We start from the raw sequence: 15,384 nt of genomic DNA on the forward strand, positions 1-15,384 counted from the left end.
AAGCCTCACGTCAAACCTGAGGCTTTTTCATTTGTATTTGGTGATTTTATCGTTAACTAACCTTAACCCTTTAGACTCATCAAGGTATGATCCTCCTTCATTAGATAATTGAGAATACACATGCATAACCCTATTCCACTATTTATTATCCTCTTCACTATGCTATTAACTGCTTGTGCTAAGTCGCCTTTAGGTCGCAATCAATTAAAGATATATTCTAGCTCCCAACTAAGCGGTATGGGTGAACAGGCCTTTGATAGCATGAAAACGGAACAAAAAGTCTCCACCAAACAAGTCTCTAATCAGTACGTACAGTGTGTGGCAGACGCCATAACTAAGCATGTGCCTAAGTCTGTGTTCAGCGGTCAATGGGAATTAGTCGTGTTTGATGAGCCTCAAGTTAACGCCTTTGCTCTACCAGGTGGAAAAATTGGCGTATACGCTGGTTTGTTAGAAGTCACCGAAAATCAAGATCAACTAGCGGCGGTAATTGGTCATGAAATAGGCCATGTAATAGCTGATCATGGAAATGAAAGAATGTCGAGCAACACACTCATTAGTATCGGAATGGAAGCCACCAACAAACTACTGCAAACTAAACAAGTGGCCAGTAGTAACATGATAATGGCTGGATTGGGCTTAGGTTTACAAGTGGGATTTCAGTTGCCGTTTGGCAGAACACACGAAACCGAAGCGGACTTGATTGGCTTGCAGCTAATGTCTAAATCCGGATTTAGACCTGAACAATCAATGAAATTATGGGAAAATATGGACAACGCCAGTGGTGGCAATCGCCAACCTGAATTTATGTCTACCCACCCATCCCCTTCCACCCGTATAAAAACATTAAGCGACAATATGCCAAAGGCGCAACAACTATATAAAGCAGCCTCTGATAGACCAAACTGTTAAAAAATTAGCGCATAGCTATCTACGCTGAATTCCAGCTATCCTTTGGTTATCGAATAGCTATGTGCACTTCTATTTCATTTTGATTTGGATAATATTCAAAATCTGTCGAGTATAGCCTTTCATGCTCGACCTGTTGACTAGAAAAATAGTTCCATACCTCAGTCCAAGCATCAATGGCAATTTGCGGCATAGTGCCTTGATGGTGAAAAACTAAGTATTTTGCAGCAGGAATGGTCACAGTTTCTAACTTCATTCCTGTTGGCAATGATCGACCATCAAAGCCCGCCAACACGGTAAATTTGCCGGCATGATCAGACTCATAATCGAAATAGACGCCGTATACTCTTTCACCATGCTTATAATCAACAGGCACCATTTCATCAAATGCTTGCCATAGTGGAGCAATTTTTCCGTTAACTGACATTTCAGTGATGTTGTCTGTTCTGACGCTCAAACCATTTATCGTTTTTGCGGCTACCGATTTTATCTGCATACATTTATTTCCTGTCATGGCTGTCCAATATCATCTGCTTAGCACCGTATGGAAGGCCATTTAAAAACGATCTGAAATTTTCATCATAGATCACACCTTCCTTACCCTTCTAACTCAATTATTGCTGGCCCGTGAGTCAGCGCCTACTAGGTTTTGAGCGGTGTATGATGTGGTAAGAATAAGCATGTACGATCAAACCTCACTATTTTTTATAGTATTACTAAAATACAGATCCCACTGCAATCCTGCTTCTAAAAATTTAGCTTACATTTTATTTACGCCCAAAAAAATGCCGCTAAACAGCGGCATTTTTGCAGAAAAGAATTTACGCCTTAGCGTCATCTTTATGAACATGTACATCCATTTGTGGGAATGGAATAGAAATACCTTCTTGATCAAAACGAAGTTTAACCGCTTCATTAAAATCAAACTTAACCGCCCAGAAATCGGCTGTTTTAGTCCAAGGTCTAACCACAAAGTTAACACTACTGTCAGCTAGTTCTGCCACAGCAATAGTGACTGCTGGCTCTTTAAGAATACGTTCGTCAGCATCAGCAATTTCTCTTAATACTTGTTTAGCTTTTTTCAGATCTGCGTCGTATCCAATACCAACAACCATATCTACACGACGTGTTTCTTTAGCAGAGTAGTTTGTGATATTGCCACCGTAGATAGCACCATTTGGAATGATTACTTCTTTATTATCACCCGTGGTCATAATAGTAGTAAATATGCTGATACTCTTAACCACACCAGCTGCACCACCCGCTTCTACAAAGTCACCCGCTTTAAAAGGTTTGAATACAAGTAGCATTACGCCCGCGGCAAAGTTCTGTAAAGAACCTTGTAGAGATAAACCAATGGCTAAGCCTGCCGCACCTAATATAGCTACAAGAGAAGTTGTATCTACACCTAATTGATCTAGAGCAGCAACGATTACAAATAACATCAATAGCGCGTTGACAATAGCTTTTAGAAAATCAACCAGCATGTCATCGTATTTAGAACGGGCTAACAACTTTCCTAAAACATTGACGATAACACCAACAATCATTTTACCAACAATATAAATGACCAAAGCCATTAAAATATTGATCCCCCATGGAATGACATAGGTATCTACTAATTGTGATATTTTATCTGCATCAAAATCGAACATTTTACTCTCCATTATATTAAAGTTCCGCGTGCATATTACTACAGCATTTAAACGACTTACACTAACTAAATTATAAATATGAAACAATTAGACTTTAGTGCGAAAATCATCTTTCGATAATAAATTTGTCATACTAAGCTGCTACTTTTTTAGCCTTCATATACCAAAGTTGCATTATCCTCTACTTGAGTATAAAAATATTAGTGTTAACATGCTTGGTGACCTTGCATGGGTCACCTAATATTTTTAAAGGAATTGAAAATGTTATTAGTTTATTTTTTAATCATTACAGTTGTTTTACTTTTCTCTTTTTCGTTATCAAAGGATACAGGGAAGAACACAAAACATGCTCGTAAAGGGACTAACGCCATAGTCCAAAAGCAAACTACACACAATCATATTTTAACGAGGAAAGTTAACGAAGCGAGTTAACTTGAATTTAAGTAAAGCGGACTACAACCGCCGCTTTACTTACTACCTTCCATGCATCACATTTTCTAACAAAAGCATAAAAACAATAGCCCAAAAGTTAAATTCCACTTTTTAAACATCTTTCCTATTGGTACCATCCTCAAAAAATGTAGAGTTGTAACTATGCGTATAAGCAGGATCTATTACCCAGAAACGTTAAGTGTTGATACGCACATCACCTTAACCGACGACGCCAGCAATCACTTAATTAACGTATTACGGGCAAAAGTTGACCAAGCTATTGTATTATTCAATGGTGATGGAAATGAATATAGTGCCCATATATCTGAAATCACTAAGCGTAAAGCCAAAGTGTGCGTTGACTCAAAAATATCCATCAGTATTGAATCACCGCTGCAAATACACCTAGGGCAAGGCATTTCCCGAGGCGACAGAATGGAGTGGGTCATTCAAAAGTCAGTAGAATTAGGCGTCACCGATATTACACCACTTATTACCGAGCGCTGTGGGGTCAAGCTTAACCAACAGAGGTGGCTAAAAAACATGAGCAATGGCAAAAACTAGTTATTTCGGCTTGTGAACAATGTGGGCGAAATGTGCTGCCAAATTTGCATCAACCCAGTTTACTAACAGATTGGATACAACAATCAACTAATCAAATTAGACTAACTCTGCACCCTCGCGCAGAACAAGCATTTCGACATGTGGCGATGCCACCCGCAGGCGTTAGATTACTGATTGGCCCTGAAGGTGGATTTTCAGATCAAGAACTTTACCAAACCGAACAAAATGGTTTTCAATCTATTCAATTGGGCCCAAGGGTTTTGCGCACCGAAACAGCGGCGATTACAGCCATTTCAGCCATACAGGCTATTCATGGCGATCTGTAATTTACGGCAATAAAAAGGGACCGCAGTCCCTTTTAAGATTGGATGAATTTAAGCACTAGCAACTAGTGTAAAATTCGAGTCTTTATGGTGCCATCAATTTTTTGCAATTGAGCGAAAGCTTCATCTGCACGATCGGTTTCCACGTCCATTACCACGTAACCAATATTTTCATTCGTTTGTAAATACTGAGCAGCAATATTGATATCATTTTCAGTGAAAGCTTGGTTAATTTGAGTCAAGACACCCGGTACGTTCTTATGAATATGCAATAAACGCGAACGATTGCCTGTAGGTTCAGGCAACGATACTTCAGGGAAATTAACAGCTGACAAGGTTGAACCATTGTCACTGTATTTAGCCAACTTACCCGCCACTTCTATCCCAATATTTTCTTGCGCTTCTTGCGTACTACCACCCACATGAGGTGTTAAAATGACATTATCGAATTCTGTTAAAGGAGATTCGAATAAGTCAGCATTTGATTTTGGCTCAACTGGGAAAACATCAATAGCAGCGCCTGATAACTTACCATTTCTCATCGCAGAAGCTAACGCATCAATATCAATCACGGTTCCACGGGCAGCATTCATTAAAATGGCGCCATCTTTCATCATATCTAACTCTTTGGCGCCAATCATGTTTTTGGTGCCCGCTGTTTCTGGTACGTGTAAGCTGACCACATCTGACGTATTTAATAGCTGTTCTAATGTTTTGACTTGAGTCGAATTACCTAAAACCAGCTTACTCTCTACATCATAAAACTGCACTCGCATGCCTAAATGTTCAGCCAAAATACTCAACTGGGTGCCAATATGCCCATAGCCGATGATGCCTAATGTCTTGCCTCTAGCTTCAAATGATCCAACAGCACTTTTATCCCAAATACCTTTATGAGCTTTAGCATTTCTTTCAGGAACACCACGTAACAACAAAATTAGCTGTCCAAGCACTAGTTCAGCAACGGAACGAGTATTTGAGAAAGGAGCGTTAAAAACAGGGATACCACGCTTTTGCGTTGCCGATAAATCAACTTGGTTAGTACCAATACAAAAACAACCCACTGCAACCAGTTTATTAGCGGCATTAATAACTTTTTCATTCAACTGCGTTCTTGAACGGATACCAATAAAATGAACATCTTTGATTTTTTCAATTAGTTCATCTTCGGGGAGTGAGGTTTTAAGGTATTCAATGTTCTCATATCCATTTGCATGCAATGTATCTAAAGTGCTTTGATGCAACCCTTCAAGTAACAATATTTTGATTTTTTCTTTCGGCAACGACACTTTGCTCATGAGCTCTTCCACGTGACAGGTTAATGTAAAAACTTGAGACAGACATCTGGACGTCTATTTGCTGTAGAAAATAGCAGAAATCTGTTCATTTTGCTACATATTTAAAGATAAAATATCCTGTCAATTATCAACGAACTGTTGATCGTTTCCGTAAATAATAAATACTTGTTAAGCGCACAACACACCGAATATCAACAGAATTTATGCATGGCCAACGCAAAATAATTAAGAGCAGTCAACGAGAAGATTACCCCTTGCAAAATTCACAATGAGCCGAACAAGTACATACTCTGCGTTGCTATAATTCAAAAGAGTAATGGCTTGTTTTTTTAATAACGAGTTATTTATTCAACACACAGATTCAAACGTCTGGATCTTGTGTTTTAAATTCTCGCTAAGCGTACATTTATTTATTAAAGTTGCTATTAGCTAGGCAAAAGAGAAATACAAAAAAGAGGCCTTGGTTAAATCAAGTTAACCTTTACCTTTGTTACTGTTTTTATTTCGTCCGGGCTTATTTTTCTTAACTGTCTCATTGTGCAGCTGATTATGAGGTTGATCGCTACTGAATCGCGTCAATCCTTTTTGTGCTCTTGCGGCATTTGCATGTCTACCTTTAGCATGGGCTTTATTAACCGAACGTTTTGCATATTCTTTTTGCTCTTTTCCGCGAAGTTCGTTGCGACTTTCAGCAGGAACTAAACATTTAGGGCCATTACCAATTAAGTAAGCTTTACCCATTTCGGTTAATGCTTTACGGAGCATTGGCCAGTTTGCCGGATCGTGATAGCGTAAAAACGCGCGATGTAAACGTCGATGAATTTCACCCTTAGGCACCTCTACCACTTCGCTTTTGTGGGTGACTTTATGTATCGGATTTTTATTGGTGTGATACATGGTCGTAGCATTAGCCATTGGAGATGGATAAAAATTTTGCACCTGATCGAGTTTAAAGTTCCGCTCTTTTAGCCACAAGGCCAAGTTCAACATGTCTTCGTCTTTTGTACCCGGATGGGCAGATATAAAATACGGGATCAAAAACTGCTCTTTGCCCGCTTCTTTCGTATATTTATCAAATAGTTCTTTAAACCTATCGTAAGTGCCCATACTCTAGCTTCATCATTTTATCTAGAGGGGCTTTTTCCGTATGTTCTGGGGCAATTTTTAAATAACCGCCCACGTGATGGGTCACCAGCTCTTTTACATATTCGGGATCTTCAATAGCCAAGTCATAACGTACACCTGAGGCTATCAGTACTTTTTTAACGCCATCCACCTCGCGGGCTTTTCGGTATAAGTGAGTAGTAGGAGATTGATCGGTATCTAAGTGACCACATATTTCTGGCCATACACATGACAATCGACGGCAAGCTTGCTCGGCTTTGGGACTTTTACAACGCAATTTATACATATTGGCTGTCGGCCCACCAAGGTCGGAAATAACGCCGGTAAACCCGGGAACTTTATCGCGAATTTGCTCGATTTCTCGAATAATCGATTCTTCAGAACGACTCTGGATAACCCTGCCCTCATGTTCGGTAATCGAACAAAAAGTACAACCACCAAAACAACCACGCATGATATTCACTGAGGTTTTAATCATATCGTAGGCTGGGATTTTTGCCTTGCCGTAACTTGGGTGTGGCACCCGAGCATAAGGTAAATCAAACACCGCATCCATTTCTTCAGTCTCTAGCGGAAATGCCGGAGGATTAATCCACACGATTCGATCACCATGACGTTGCGCTAAGGCTCGAGCACAATCAGGGTTAGTTTCCTTATGCAGAATTCTTGACGTATGGGCGTAATGTGTTTTTTCGGCGCGTACCATATCGTATGGCGGTAACAACACATAGGTTTTGTCCCAAGGTTTACGCCTTTCCGTTTTTGAAGTAAATGGTTGTATGACAACTGGTTTAGCTTTCTGCGCATCGATAGCCGCTTGCTTTTCTGCTTCAGAAGAAACTGCGCATTTGTCTTCGATGTTTTCATAAGGACTAACAATAGGATCAATTTTCCCAATCTCATCGACGCGAGTTGAGTCTACACCTTGCCAACCGGGTAGTGGTTCTTTACGGATCACCGCTGTTCCGCGGATATCTTGCATCTGCTCTATACTTTCACCTGCAGCGAACCGATGGGCCATTTCAATTAGCGGCCGCTCAGCATTACCAAACATCAACATATCGGCTTTAGAGTCAAATAACACACTGCGTCGCACTTTATCAGACCAATAATCGTAATGGGCGATACGCCGCAAACTTGCTTCAATACCGCCAATGACTACCGGCTTTTTATAGGCTTCTTTACAACGTTGAGTATAAACCGTCACAGCACGATCTGGACGTTTGCCTCCTTCGTTATTTGCTGTGTATGCATCATCGTGACGAAGCTTGCGATCAGCAGTATAACGATTGATCATAGAATCCATATTGCCTGCGGTCACACCAAAAAATAAATTTGGCTCACCCAACTGCATAAAGTCATCTTTAGAGTGCCAATTGGGCTGTGAAATAATTCCAACTCTAAAGCCTTGTGCTTCTAGAGTTCGACCTATTACTGCCATACCAAAACTCGGATGATCAATATAGGCGTCACCGGTAACGATGATTATATCGCAACTGTCCCAACCGAGTTGATCCATTTCTTTGCGAGACATCGGTAAAAATGGCGCAGGGTCAAAGCACTCCGCCCAATATTTGGGAAAAGAAAATAAACCTCGTTCCGCTTTCATACGCGGAATAGTTTTGGCTCGAGAGGCGGGCTGGATTGTTGGCATGGATTGTCTCAAAAAAAGCGATACGAAAAAACCCAGTAATTATACCAGAAATTCTGCAACTGATGAGTTAAGAATTTAATCACATTATTAGTGCGTAATTTATTGGGCTTTTACCAACTAAGTGCATAGATACTCAGCTACTTTACTTACAAACGACGACAGTTTTTTACTAACAACCAACTGCCTAGCAACTAATGACTGTTTGGAATATTACTTGCTTATTATCAAGTAAGCTAAAGCCCACTTTGTAAGAACCTTTTAATGACAGCACCAATACGCATTTTATTTACGTTTCTAGGGCTAAAATTAGGCTTTGTCTCCCTAGGCATAATATGTAGCTTAGGTTTAACCCTGTTAGTATTGCCTGAAGTAATTAGCTCCATTTTCCTCCGTATTGCCATAGGCCTGTTACTAGTTTGGCTAATAGTAACCGTTTATTTTTGCGTTAAACAAGATATAGCGGCACTACAGTCCGCCATGATGGGGCATGACCCTAGCGGAAAAAGCATCCAAACAGATGTGGCAAATGTTATATTTTTAAGCTCTGTTTTGGACAATTTGACCTCGCTATATAGAGAATCGGGCCGGTCAAGGAACGCGTTGACTGAACAACTATCTGAGATCCACTATTCCTCAGAACAAGTGAGTCATTCTTCACAAGCACTAGCAGAAAACGTAGAAAAGCAATCCGCCTCAACGCACCTTAGTGCTGTTGCTATCGAGCAAATGAGCACCTCTTTACTGGAAGTCACAGACAAAATAGACACTCTTGCCGAGGCCGCCACCAATACGAGCACTCTGGCAGACAACGGCCGGCAACAACTGTCTGTTTTGACCCAAGAGATAGCCACAGTAAAAAATGAAGCAGCCGATACCTTAAGAGCAATAAATGAATTAAATCAAAACACTGAGCAAGTATTCTCTCTTTCCAGTGCCATAGAAAAAATAGCAGAACAAACGAATTTATTGGCCCTTAATGCATCCATAGAAGCAGCAAGAGCGGGAGAGAAAGGCCGAGGGTTTGCAGTGGTGGCAGACGAAGTCAGAAACTTAGCGGGCGTGAGTAAACAAACCGCAACCGATATTATAAACAGCATTGAAGATGTAAAAATCAAAAGTGCGAGTGTTAGCAGCAACATGTCCAAAGTATTTCAATTATCAGAAAGCTGTGCTGCAAAATCTGACGACGCGAATCAAATTTTACATGAGATACACAGCAAATCTGCCTACGTACAACAACAAGTAACTATTGTCTCTGGCAATACACAGCAGCAAAGAGTCGCTACCAAAGACATTTCCAAACATCTTGCAGAAATGGTAGAAATCGCCCAGCAAAATGCAGAAATCGCCAAGCAAACCAATCAACTTGCAAGCCACTTACGCACAATAACCAGTAGTTCACAGGATAGTAACCTATGATGGACACGGCTTTTTCACTACTTGCGGCCTTCGTTTTAGCCGCTGCAATGACTATATATATTACTCACTCAAAGAAAAATAAATGGCGTCATCAGCAAACCGTCATTGAACACCTGTTGCAACTGAAAACAGTCATCGCTTTTACCCAAAAACATAGGGGCATGTGTGCTGCGTATATTCAAGGGGATGGCAAAGCTCTTAGCACCTTAACCAGCATTAATAGTACGCTAGAGCCTATTATCGACAAATTAGACGGTGACCCATTTATGGCTCAGCAAGGTCGGTGGATGGGATATCTAGATCATTGGCGTAGACTAAGCAAGCAATGCACACAATTGGATTTAGCCACTAGTTTTACCCAGCACACCAACTTGATCACAAACTTATTGTATTTGTTCGAAGATATTGCAGAGCAGAGAAGTTTCGATAAAAAATCATTTAAAGGCACGTTTGCCAGTGCAGCCCTTTGGCAAGACTTACCTTTTACCGCTGAGTTTATAGGTCAATCTAGAGCAGTAGGTGTAGCTATCGTTGCTCGTGGTGTTTGCACCCAAGTAGACAAAGTAAAGCTGGGGTACTTAGATACTAAAATAGCGCAATTATCAACAAAGGTATTTAATTACTTAGAACGAAACGGCTGCCAACAAACACAGTTAATTAATCTTGCAAAAATTAGCTGCCATAACTTTACGAGCCTGCTGCAAAAGAACTCCTTACGGTAAGCACAGTAGAAATAACTACTGAGCAATACTTCACCGCCGCGAGTCACGCAATGGATGCGATCAATAGATTGTTGGATGCTGAATTACTTGCCTTACAAGAGCAAATTAAACATTCATACTAGGCTCATTGAATATTCAATATTCGTACAAGCCCGTCTCGCTCATGAACTAATAAGTCACTTAAATGATAGGCTGCCAAACTTTGTATAAACGCTTGCGTGGCTTCAACAAAGATACTTTTCAACTTACATGCAGGTAATATTCGACAAGGCGGAGAATGACACTCTACCACTTGCATTGAGCTTTCTAATAACTGCACGACAGTAGCAATGTTAATTTGTTCAGCTGATTGAATTAAAAAAATCCCCCTCCCTTACCTCGTTGCGTTTGAATAATATTGGCCTTCCCTAGCTGATGTACTATTTTATTGAGGTTGTTTCGAGAAATCCCATAAACTTGGCTAATTTCATCAATGCTCGCCTTTTTCCCTTCTGGCAATAGCGCCAAATAAATAAGAGTTCTCAATCCATAATCGGTATATCGGGTTAATTGCATTTATGTTGCCTTGAGTTATCTGTAGTACTGATGATTGACACGAATATATGATACATATAATATGCACCTTATGAAACATGCATATAATATGTATGTTAATTCAGTATGATGAAAAACCAATGAATATCTCAGATCCAACCATTGAACAAAATATTCCTGCAATTTGGCGCCAGCCTTCAGACCATTATTTTTGGTTGGGGCTATTTTTGCGATTTACAGTATGAGTCTTTGGGCGTTATTTCTACATGGCAATGTGCTGATATCGCCCTATGGAGGTATGCACTTTTGGCATGCCCACGAAATGCTTTTGGTTTTGTTGCCGCCATCATAGCCGGCTTTTTATTAACGGCGGTGCAAAACTGGACCGGCTTACGAGCAACTCATGGTAAATCATTAATGTTACTCGTTGTAGTATGGTTCACAGGCAGGTTGCTGATGCTAAGCAATTTAACTTCACTGCAGTGGTTAACCGCTTTAGTGGATATGAGCTTTTTATTACTGTGCGCCATCTTAATGGCCAAGCTGGTGATTAACGTAAATCAATACCGAAACTTAATATTTGTACCATTACTATTGTTAATTATGACGGGCAATGCCCTCACTCATTTATCAGTGGTACTGCAAACCCCTGAGTATTATCGCTGGGGAATGTACAGCACCGTTATGACTATCACCTTATTGATCAGTATTATTGCAGGCCGAATATTGCCCATGTTTACTGCCAATGGCACTAATACTAAAAGAGTACACAATCTAGCATGGTTAGAAACCCTCACCCTTGGTTCAACACTTACTCTAACCATATTACAGTTAGCCAATTTACCAAGTGATTTACCGCAAGGCGTTGCCGCTGGTATATTTGCATTAGCGGCCCTAGCCCACTCAATTAGGGGCGCTGCGATGGCGCCCTCAGGTAACATTCTCCACCCCTTTAGTATGGTCGTTACACGCAGCCTATTGGTTTATACCTGTCAGTTTTACTCTATTTACACTGCATTATTTGGGAATAAATATATCATCCTCAACGGCTTTACATGGGTTAACCGCAGGCGCCATTAGCTCAATCATATTAGCCATGATCGCAAGAATTGCTTTAGGACATTCTGGTCGAGCACTTATCCCTCATACAGCAATGAAATATGCGTTTGCTTTTATCATCTTGGCAGGAATAAGCCGAGTATGTGCGCAACACTTACAAATTTACAGTACCTTCAATGTATACATACTGGCAGCTGGGACTTGGATATTAGCTTATACAATTTACCTGATATGTTACTGGAGAGTTTTAACGAGCCCCCGACCAGATGGACGACCAGGCTAAAGTAGAAGCTAGCTGCACAACTTACAAATCAACCTCAAAAGCCGACCACGCCTGCCTGCCCTTATCAGGGATCTAGCCGTTACCTTTACAAATAAAGACCTAGTAGAAATTCATCACACAGCCCACCCTTAAAATCGTAATCATGGGTGTCTCAATTGCAATCATGGGTGTCTTAATTGGAGCTCCCATAAAATCTTAATCATGGGTGTCTTAATTGGAGCTTTTAATTGGAGCTTCCTGCCTGCCCTTAGCAGGGATCCAGCCGTTACCTTTTACAAATAAAGACCTAGTAGAAATTCATCACACAGCCCACCCTTAAAATCGTAATCATGGGTGTCTCAATTGCAGCTACAGCGTATGGGTGGCAAAATGTAGAATAACGCTGGTTGCACTTATCGAGTTGCGGTTCGAAGTCGTCAGGGATGACGCTAAGCAAAGCGAATAAAATAAACCTTGCGCATCATCCACTAACGATAACGGTTAGTGCTGTACTAACCTTGTGTCGTCGAGACTGGCGACGGAAGTGAACTATTCACTGCTTCAACGGTTTCTAGTGACGGATACCCATCTGCGATTAATCCCGCCGAAGTTTGAAATGCCCTACGCCTTTACGAGTCGCCGGACCTAAAATACCGTCAGCCACCCCAACTTCAAAGCCCAACTTGTTTAACTTATTTTGAAAGGCTTTCATTTCATCAATCGTGTATTTAGGTAAATCAGGTAGAGCTTTAGATAACCCCTTTTGACCACTGATCCTATCTGCTAAATGGCCAACTGCAATACCGTAATACTCCGAGTTGTTCCAACGTAATATCACATCAAAGTTAGCGTAAACTAAAAATGCCGACCCGGTATGCCCAGCAGGAATGAGTAAAGAGGCTTTTAAATCATCTTGCCCAATTTTTGAGCCATTTACTTTTTTGACGCCTTGTTCATTCCAAAAGACAGAGGTTTTGGATTGGCTTTGCCTGCTAGCTGGAAATCAAAATCATCATCTAATATCACTTCTCTGCCCCATCTATAGCCTGGTTGCCAACCTAAGTTTTGAAGAAAGTTGGCAGCAGATGCTAAAGCATCTTTTTCGTTGTTCCACAAATCAACTTTACCGTCTCCATCTCCATCTTTAGCATATTTCATATAGGCTGTAGGCATAAACTGCGTATGGCCCATTGCTCCTGCCCAAGAACCAATCATGTCGCTTTCATTTAACTCTTCACGCTCTAACAGCAACAGGGCTTGTACTAATTCACCAGAAAAATATTCGCTTCGTCTTTGGTCACAGGCCAATGTCGCCAGTGCACGCAAAATGGGGATTTTACCTTTATAACTACCAAAGTTGGTTTCTAACCCCCAAAAGGCAATCAAATACTGTGCAGGTACGCCATATTGTTGAGTGAGTTTACTCAGAAAAGCTTGATGCAGCTTGAGCTTTTCACGACCTTTATTAACCCGCCAATCGGTAACTCGTTTCGAAAAGTAACCGGTAAAGGTTTGCACAAATTCAGGTTGGTTGCGGTCATAATCTAAGATTTTTTCTAGAGGTTGAACCTTGGCCAAAATATTATTCGACGTAGCTTCAGACACCCCAGCGTTCAAAGCTTGGGCTTGTAATCTGGCGATACATTGTGGAAAACTCTGCTGCAAAGTTGCTTGTGCATTGCCTACAACAGGAAATACACTTAAACCCAATAAAATAATTACATTCTTATACATAGAAAATGAAGACAATTTACTTACTCAAAAAAATTAACAACTAAGCTAATGCTAACGAACTGACCAGAAATTGATAGTGTATTCTTTGCGCTAAACATGCAATTATTCAAAAAAGGTTAACACCTGTAGTTTGAATAACTTGACGCTAATCTAAATTGGACAATAACAAATGTCACCTCCGTACATAATATTAGTGCTCTATGGCTTACTTTCAGTACTACTGAGTTGGCCATATTCGGTTGTGGCTGCAGCAGAAAATAATAATACTATTACCGTAGATATGGGAATTTACCAAGGCATATACTTAAAATATCCGCAACATTTAGACAAGAACCTATGCCAAACAGCTCGCCAATTTGCTACTGAACAGATTGATCGCCCCCTCGCTGAAGTAACCATAATTTGTGAAGCTGTCTCTGCCTCAGGCTACACACTAAATATAATTGCTCATCCAGTACCAAATGATCAGAAAAGCACTCAGCTCTGCTAGAGCAAGGTAAGTTAGATACCTTGTTAACCAGTCTGTGGCCTTTTCAATTTAAAGACGCCAACGTACAAGCAACCCCGCCATCCATTCAAAAAGGTGAGTTTGAAAAAGGGCTATATGTGAGTGAAGAAAACAAAACTTTATTGGATCAACCTGCCACCGCCATCGACCTAAGCACATTAACTGGGTTAGTTGTACGAGATTGGCAACATGATGTGTCTATTATCAACACCCTGACACCTAATGTCATCAAACTCGAAGACAACGACCCAATATTCAAGCTGTTGCAGGCTAAGCGAGCTGATTTTTATTTGTCAGAATTTGTCAATAATGAAAACTTACAAGAGTGCGAGCTGCGCTTATGCAATGTCCCTCTAAAAGGGATTAAAGTGAAATTATATGATACGCGGCATTTTGTTATTTCAAAAACATCAAAAAATGGCCGTTATTATGCAAAAATTCTTATCTCTGGTATGCAAAAATTAAGAGCCCAAGGACGAATTCGCGCACTATATGAGCAGATGGGATTTATCAACAGCCAAGTCAAAGACTGGATAGTCATTAATAGTGATTAACTAACAGCAATTTTCGCTGATAAATGACCTGTTTTAGCGCGCAAACTTCTCTAGCCACACTTCATTGGCCATCATGTTATTCGCATCGCTAATGTGATTTAGCCAGGTTTTGCCAATTAAATGATCGTATTCATGCAAAAATATTCGGGCTAAGAACCCTTGATAGCGTACCTGTTTAGTCTCCCCTTCACGAGATAAATAACTGACTTCAACCCAGTCGGCACGTTCAATCCGTCCCCGTAAATCCAGGCACAGACAAGCACCCTTCCCACTCCCATACAGTATGAGTGCTCATAGCTTTAATACATGGGTTAATCAGTACTTCTGGTTGCATATCTGGTGCATCCGGATATCTGGGGTTTGGCCGCGAAGCAATAATCATAATCGCGCGGGGATCAAACACTTGAGGGGCCGCAATACCTATACCATTGGCCGCTAACATCGTACTGAGCAGTGCGTCAATAAACGCATTTAACTCACTGGATCCAGCGCCACTAAACGCCTCAGGCAACACTTGCTGGGCAGGCGTTTTTAAAACCTCTTCCCCCACTTGGGCGATCTTCATCAATAACTTCTCACTTATCTTCCAATGTGCTCTACGTTAGGTATTCATTGCCACTTAATGCCTGCGT

General features: G+C 40.8%; 9 protein-coding genes and 6 pseudogenes. 8 read left to right on the forward strand and 7 right to left on the reverse strand.

Annotation, left to right across the window (positions count from 1 at the left end):
- The first annotated feature begins 120 nt into the window (after window positions 1-120).
- Complete coding sequence (locus RS130_RS20135) at window positions 121-912, forward strand: M48 family metallopeptidase (protein WP_316027408.1); 792 nt, start codon at window positions 121-123, stop codon at window positions 910-912.
- A 46-nt stretch (window positions 913-958) separates the two neighbouring features.
- Here RS130_RS20135 and RS130_RS20140 read toward each other — a convergent pair whose 3' ends face one another.
- Window positions 959-1,405 (reverse strand): GyrI-like domain-containing protein, encoded by a 447-nt coding sequence (locus RS130_RS20140; RefSeq protein WP_316027409.1) that lies wholly within the window; start codon window positions 1,403-1,405, stop codon window positions 959-961.
- Window positions 1,406-1,730: 325 nt separating this feature from the next.
- A complete protein-coding gene (locus RS130_RS20145) occupies window positions 1,731-2,564 on the reverse strand; it encodes a mechanosensitive ion channel family protein (RefSeq protein ID WP_316027410.1) in 834 nt (277 codons plus the stop codon).
- 594 nt (window positions 2,565-3,158) lie between these two features.
- On the opposite strand from RS130_RS20145, the pseudogene RS130_RS20150 reads away from it, so the two are divergent.
- A pseudogene (locus RS130_RS20150) lies at window positions 3,159-3,886 on the forward strand (16S rRNA (uracil(1498)-N(3))-methyltransferase).
- Window positions 3,887-3,948: 62 nt separating this feature from the next.
- Here the strand turns inward: RS130_RS20150 and serA are convergent.
- Together serA and RS130_RS20160 are read right to left on the reverse strand one after the other, a co-directional pair.
- On the reverse strand, window positions 3,949-5,181 hold the full coding sequence (serA, locus tag RS130_RS20155; RefSeq protein WP_316027411.1) for a phosphoglycerate dehydrogenase: 1,233 nt from the start codon (window positions 5,179-5,181) through the stop codon (window positions 3,949-3,951).
- 474 nt (window positions 5,182-5,655) lie between these two features.
- A pseudogene (locus RS130_RS20160) lies at window positions 5,656-7,960 on the reverse strand (YgiQ family radical SAM protein).
- 261 nt (window positions 7,961-8,221) lie between these two features.
- Here RS130_RS20160 and RS130_RS20165 point away from each other — a divergent pair.
- Together RS130_RS20165 and RS130_RS20170 are read left to right on the forward strand one after the other, a co-directional pair.
- Complete coding sequence (locus RS130_RS20165; RefSeq protein WP_316027412.1) at window positions 8,222-9,379, forward strand: methyl-accepting chemotaxis protein; 1,158 nt, start codon at window positions 8,222-8,224, stop codon at window positions 9,377-9,379.
- Complete coding sequence (locus RS130_RS20170) at window positions 9,376-10,101, forward strand: hypothetical protein (protein WP_316027413.1); 726 nt, start codon at window positions 9,376-9,378, stop codon at window positions 10,099-10,101. Before RS130_RS20165 ends, RS130_RS20170 begins: the two co-directional genes overlap by 4 nt.
- 124 nt (window positions 10,102-10,225) lie before the next feature.
- Here the strand turns inward: RS130_RS20170 and RS130_RS23980 are convergent.
- A pseudogene (locus tag RS130_RS23980) lies at window positions 10,226-10,656 on the reverse strand (Rrf2 family transcriptional regulator).
- A 351-nt stretch (window positions 10,657-11,007) separates the two neighbouring features.
- On the opposite strand from RS130_RS23980, the pseudogene RS130_RS23985 reads away from it, so the two are divergent.
- Both RS130_RS23985 and RS130_RS23990 read left to right on the forward strand, forming a co-directional pair.
- A pseudogene (locus tag RS130_RS23985) lies at window positions 11,008-11,487 on the forward strand (NnrS family protein); the annotation flags it as partial.
- A 64-nt stretch (window positions 11,488-11,551) separates the two neighbouring features.
- Window positions 11,552-11,977 carry an NnrS family protein gene (locus RS130_RS23990; protein ID WP_428982878.1) on the forward strand — a complete coding sequence of 142 codons (426 nt, stop codon included), beginning with the start codon at window positions 11,552-11,554 and terminating at the stop codon, window positions 11,975-11,977.
- 491 nt (window positions 11,978-12,468) lie between these two features.
- On the opposite strand, the pseudogene RS130_RS20190 reads toward RS130_RS23990, so the two are convergent.
- Window positions 12,469-13,690: pseudogene (locus RS130_RS20190) on the reverse strand (lytic murein transglycosylase).
- A 169-nt stretch (window positions 13,691-13,859) separates the two neighbouring features.
- Between RS130_RS20190 and RS130_RS20195 the strand changes: the two are divergent.
- Together RS130_RS20195 and RS130_RS20200 are read left to right on the forward strand one after the other, a co-directional pair.
- The gene (locus RS130_RS20195) at window positions 13,860-14,180 is read left to right on the forward strand and encodes a hypothetical protein (protein WP_316027417.1); all 321 of its coding nucleotides are present in this window, start codon (window positions 13,860-13,862) and stop codon (window positions 14,178-14,180) included.
- A gap of 20 nt (window positions 14,181-14,200) precedes the next feature.
- On the forward strand, window positions 14,201-14,752 hold the full coding sequence (locus tag RS130_RS20200) for a hypothetical protein (protein ID WP_316027418.1): 552 nt from the start codon (window positions 14,201-14,203) through the stop codon (window positions 14,750-14,752).
- A 33-nt stretch (window positions 14,753-14,785) separates the two neighbouring features.
- Here the strand turns inward: RS130_RS20200 and RS130_RS20205 are convergent.
- Window positions 14,786-15,317, reverse strand: a pseudogene (locus tag RS130_RS20205) (peptide deformylase).
- Between the last annotated feature and the right edge of the window lie 67 nt (window positions 15,318-15,384).

It is taken from the genome of Paraglaciecola aquimarina (assembly GCF_032464635.1).
GTDB classification, from domain to species: domain Bacteria; phylum Pseudomonadota; class Gammaproteobacteria; order Enterobacterales; family Alteromonadaceae; genus Paraglaciecola; species Paraglaciecola aquimarina.

Excerpts from the sequence above, each read along its gene's own strand:
- RS130_RS20165 (WP_316027412.1), top strand. The coding sequence starts at position 8,222 with ATGACAGCACCAATACGCATTTTATTTACGTTTCTAGGGCTAAAATTA.
- RS130_RS20195 (WP_316027417.1), top strand. The coding sequence starts at position 13,860 with ATGTCACCTCCGTACATAATATTAGTGCTCTATGGCTTACTTTCAGTA.
- RS130_RS20140 (WP_316027409.1), bottom strand. The coding sequence starts at position 1,405 with ATGCAGATAAAATCGGTAGCCGCAAAAACGATAAATGGTTTGAGCGTC.
- RS130_RS20145 (WP_316027410.1), bottom strand. The coding sequence starts at position 2,564 with ATGTTCGATTTTGATGCAGATAAAATATCACAATTAGTAGATACCTAT.
- RS130_RS20170 (WP_316027413.1), top strand. The coding sequence starts at position 9,376 with ATGATGGACACGGCTTTTTCACTACTTGCGGCCTTCGTTTTAGCCGCT.
- RS130_RS20135 (WP_316027408.1), top strand. The coding sequence starts at position 121 with ATGCATAACCCTATTCCACTATTTATTATCCTCTTCACTATGCTATTA.
- serA (WP_316027411.1), bottom strand. The coding sequence starts at position 5,181 with ATGAGCAAAGTGTCGTTGCCGAAAGAAAAAATCAAAATATTGTTACTT.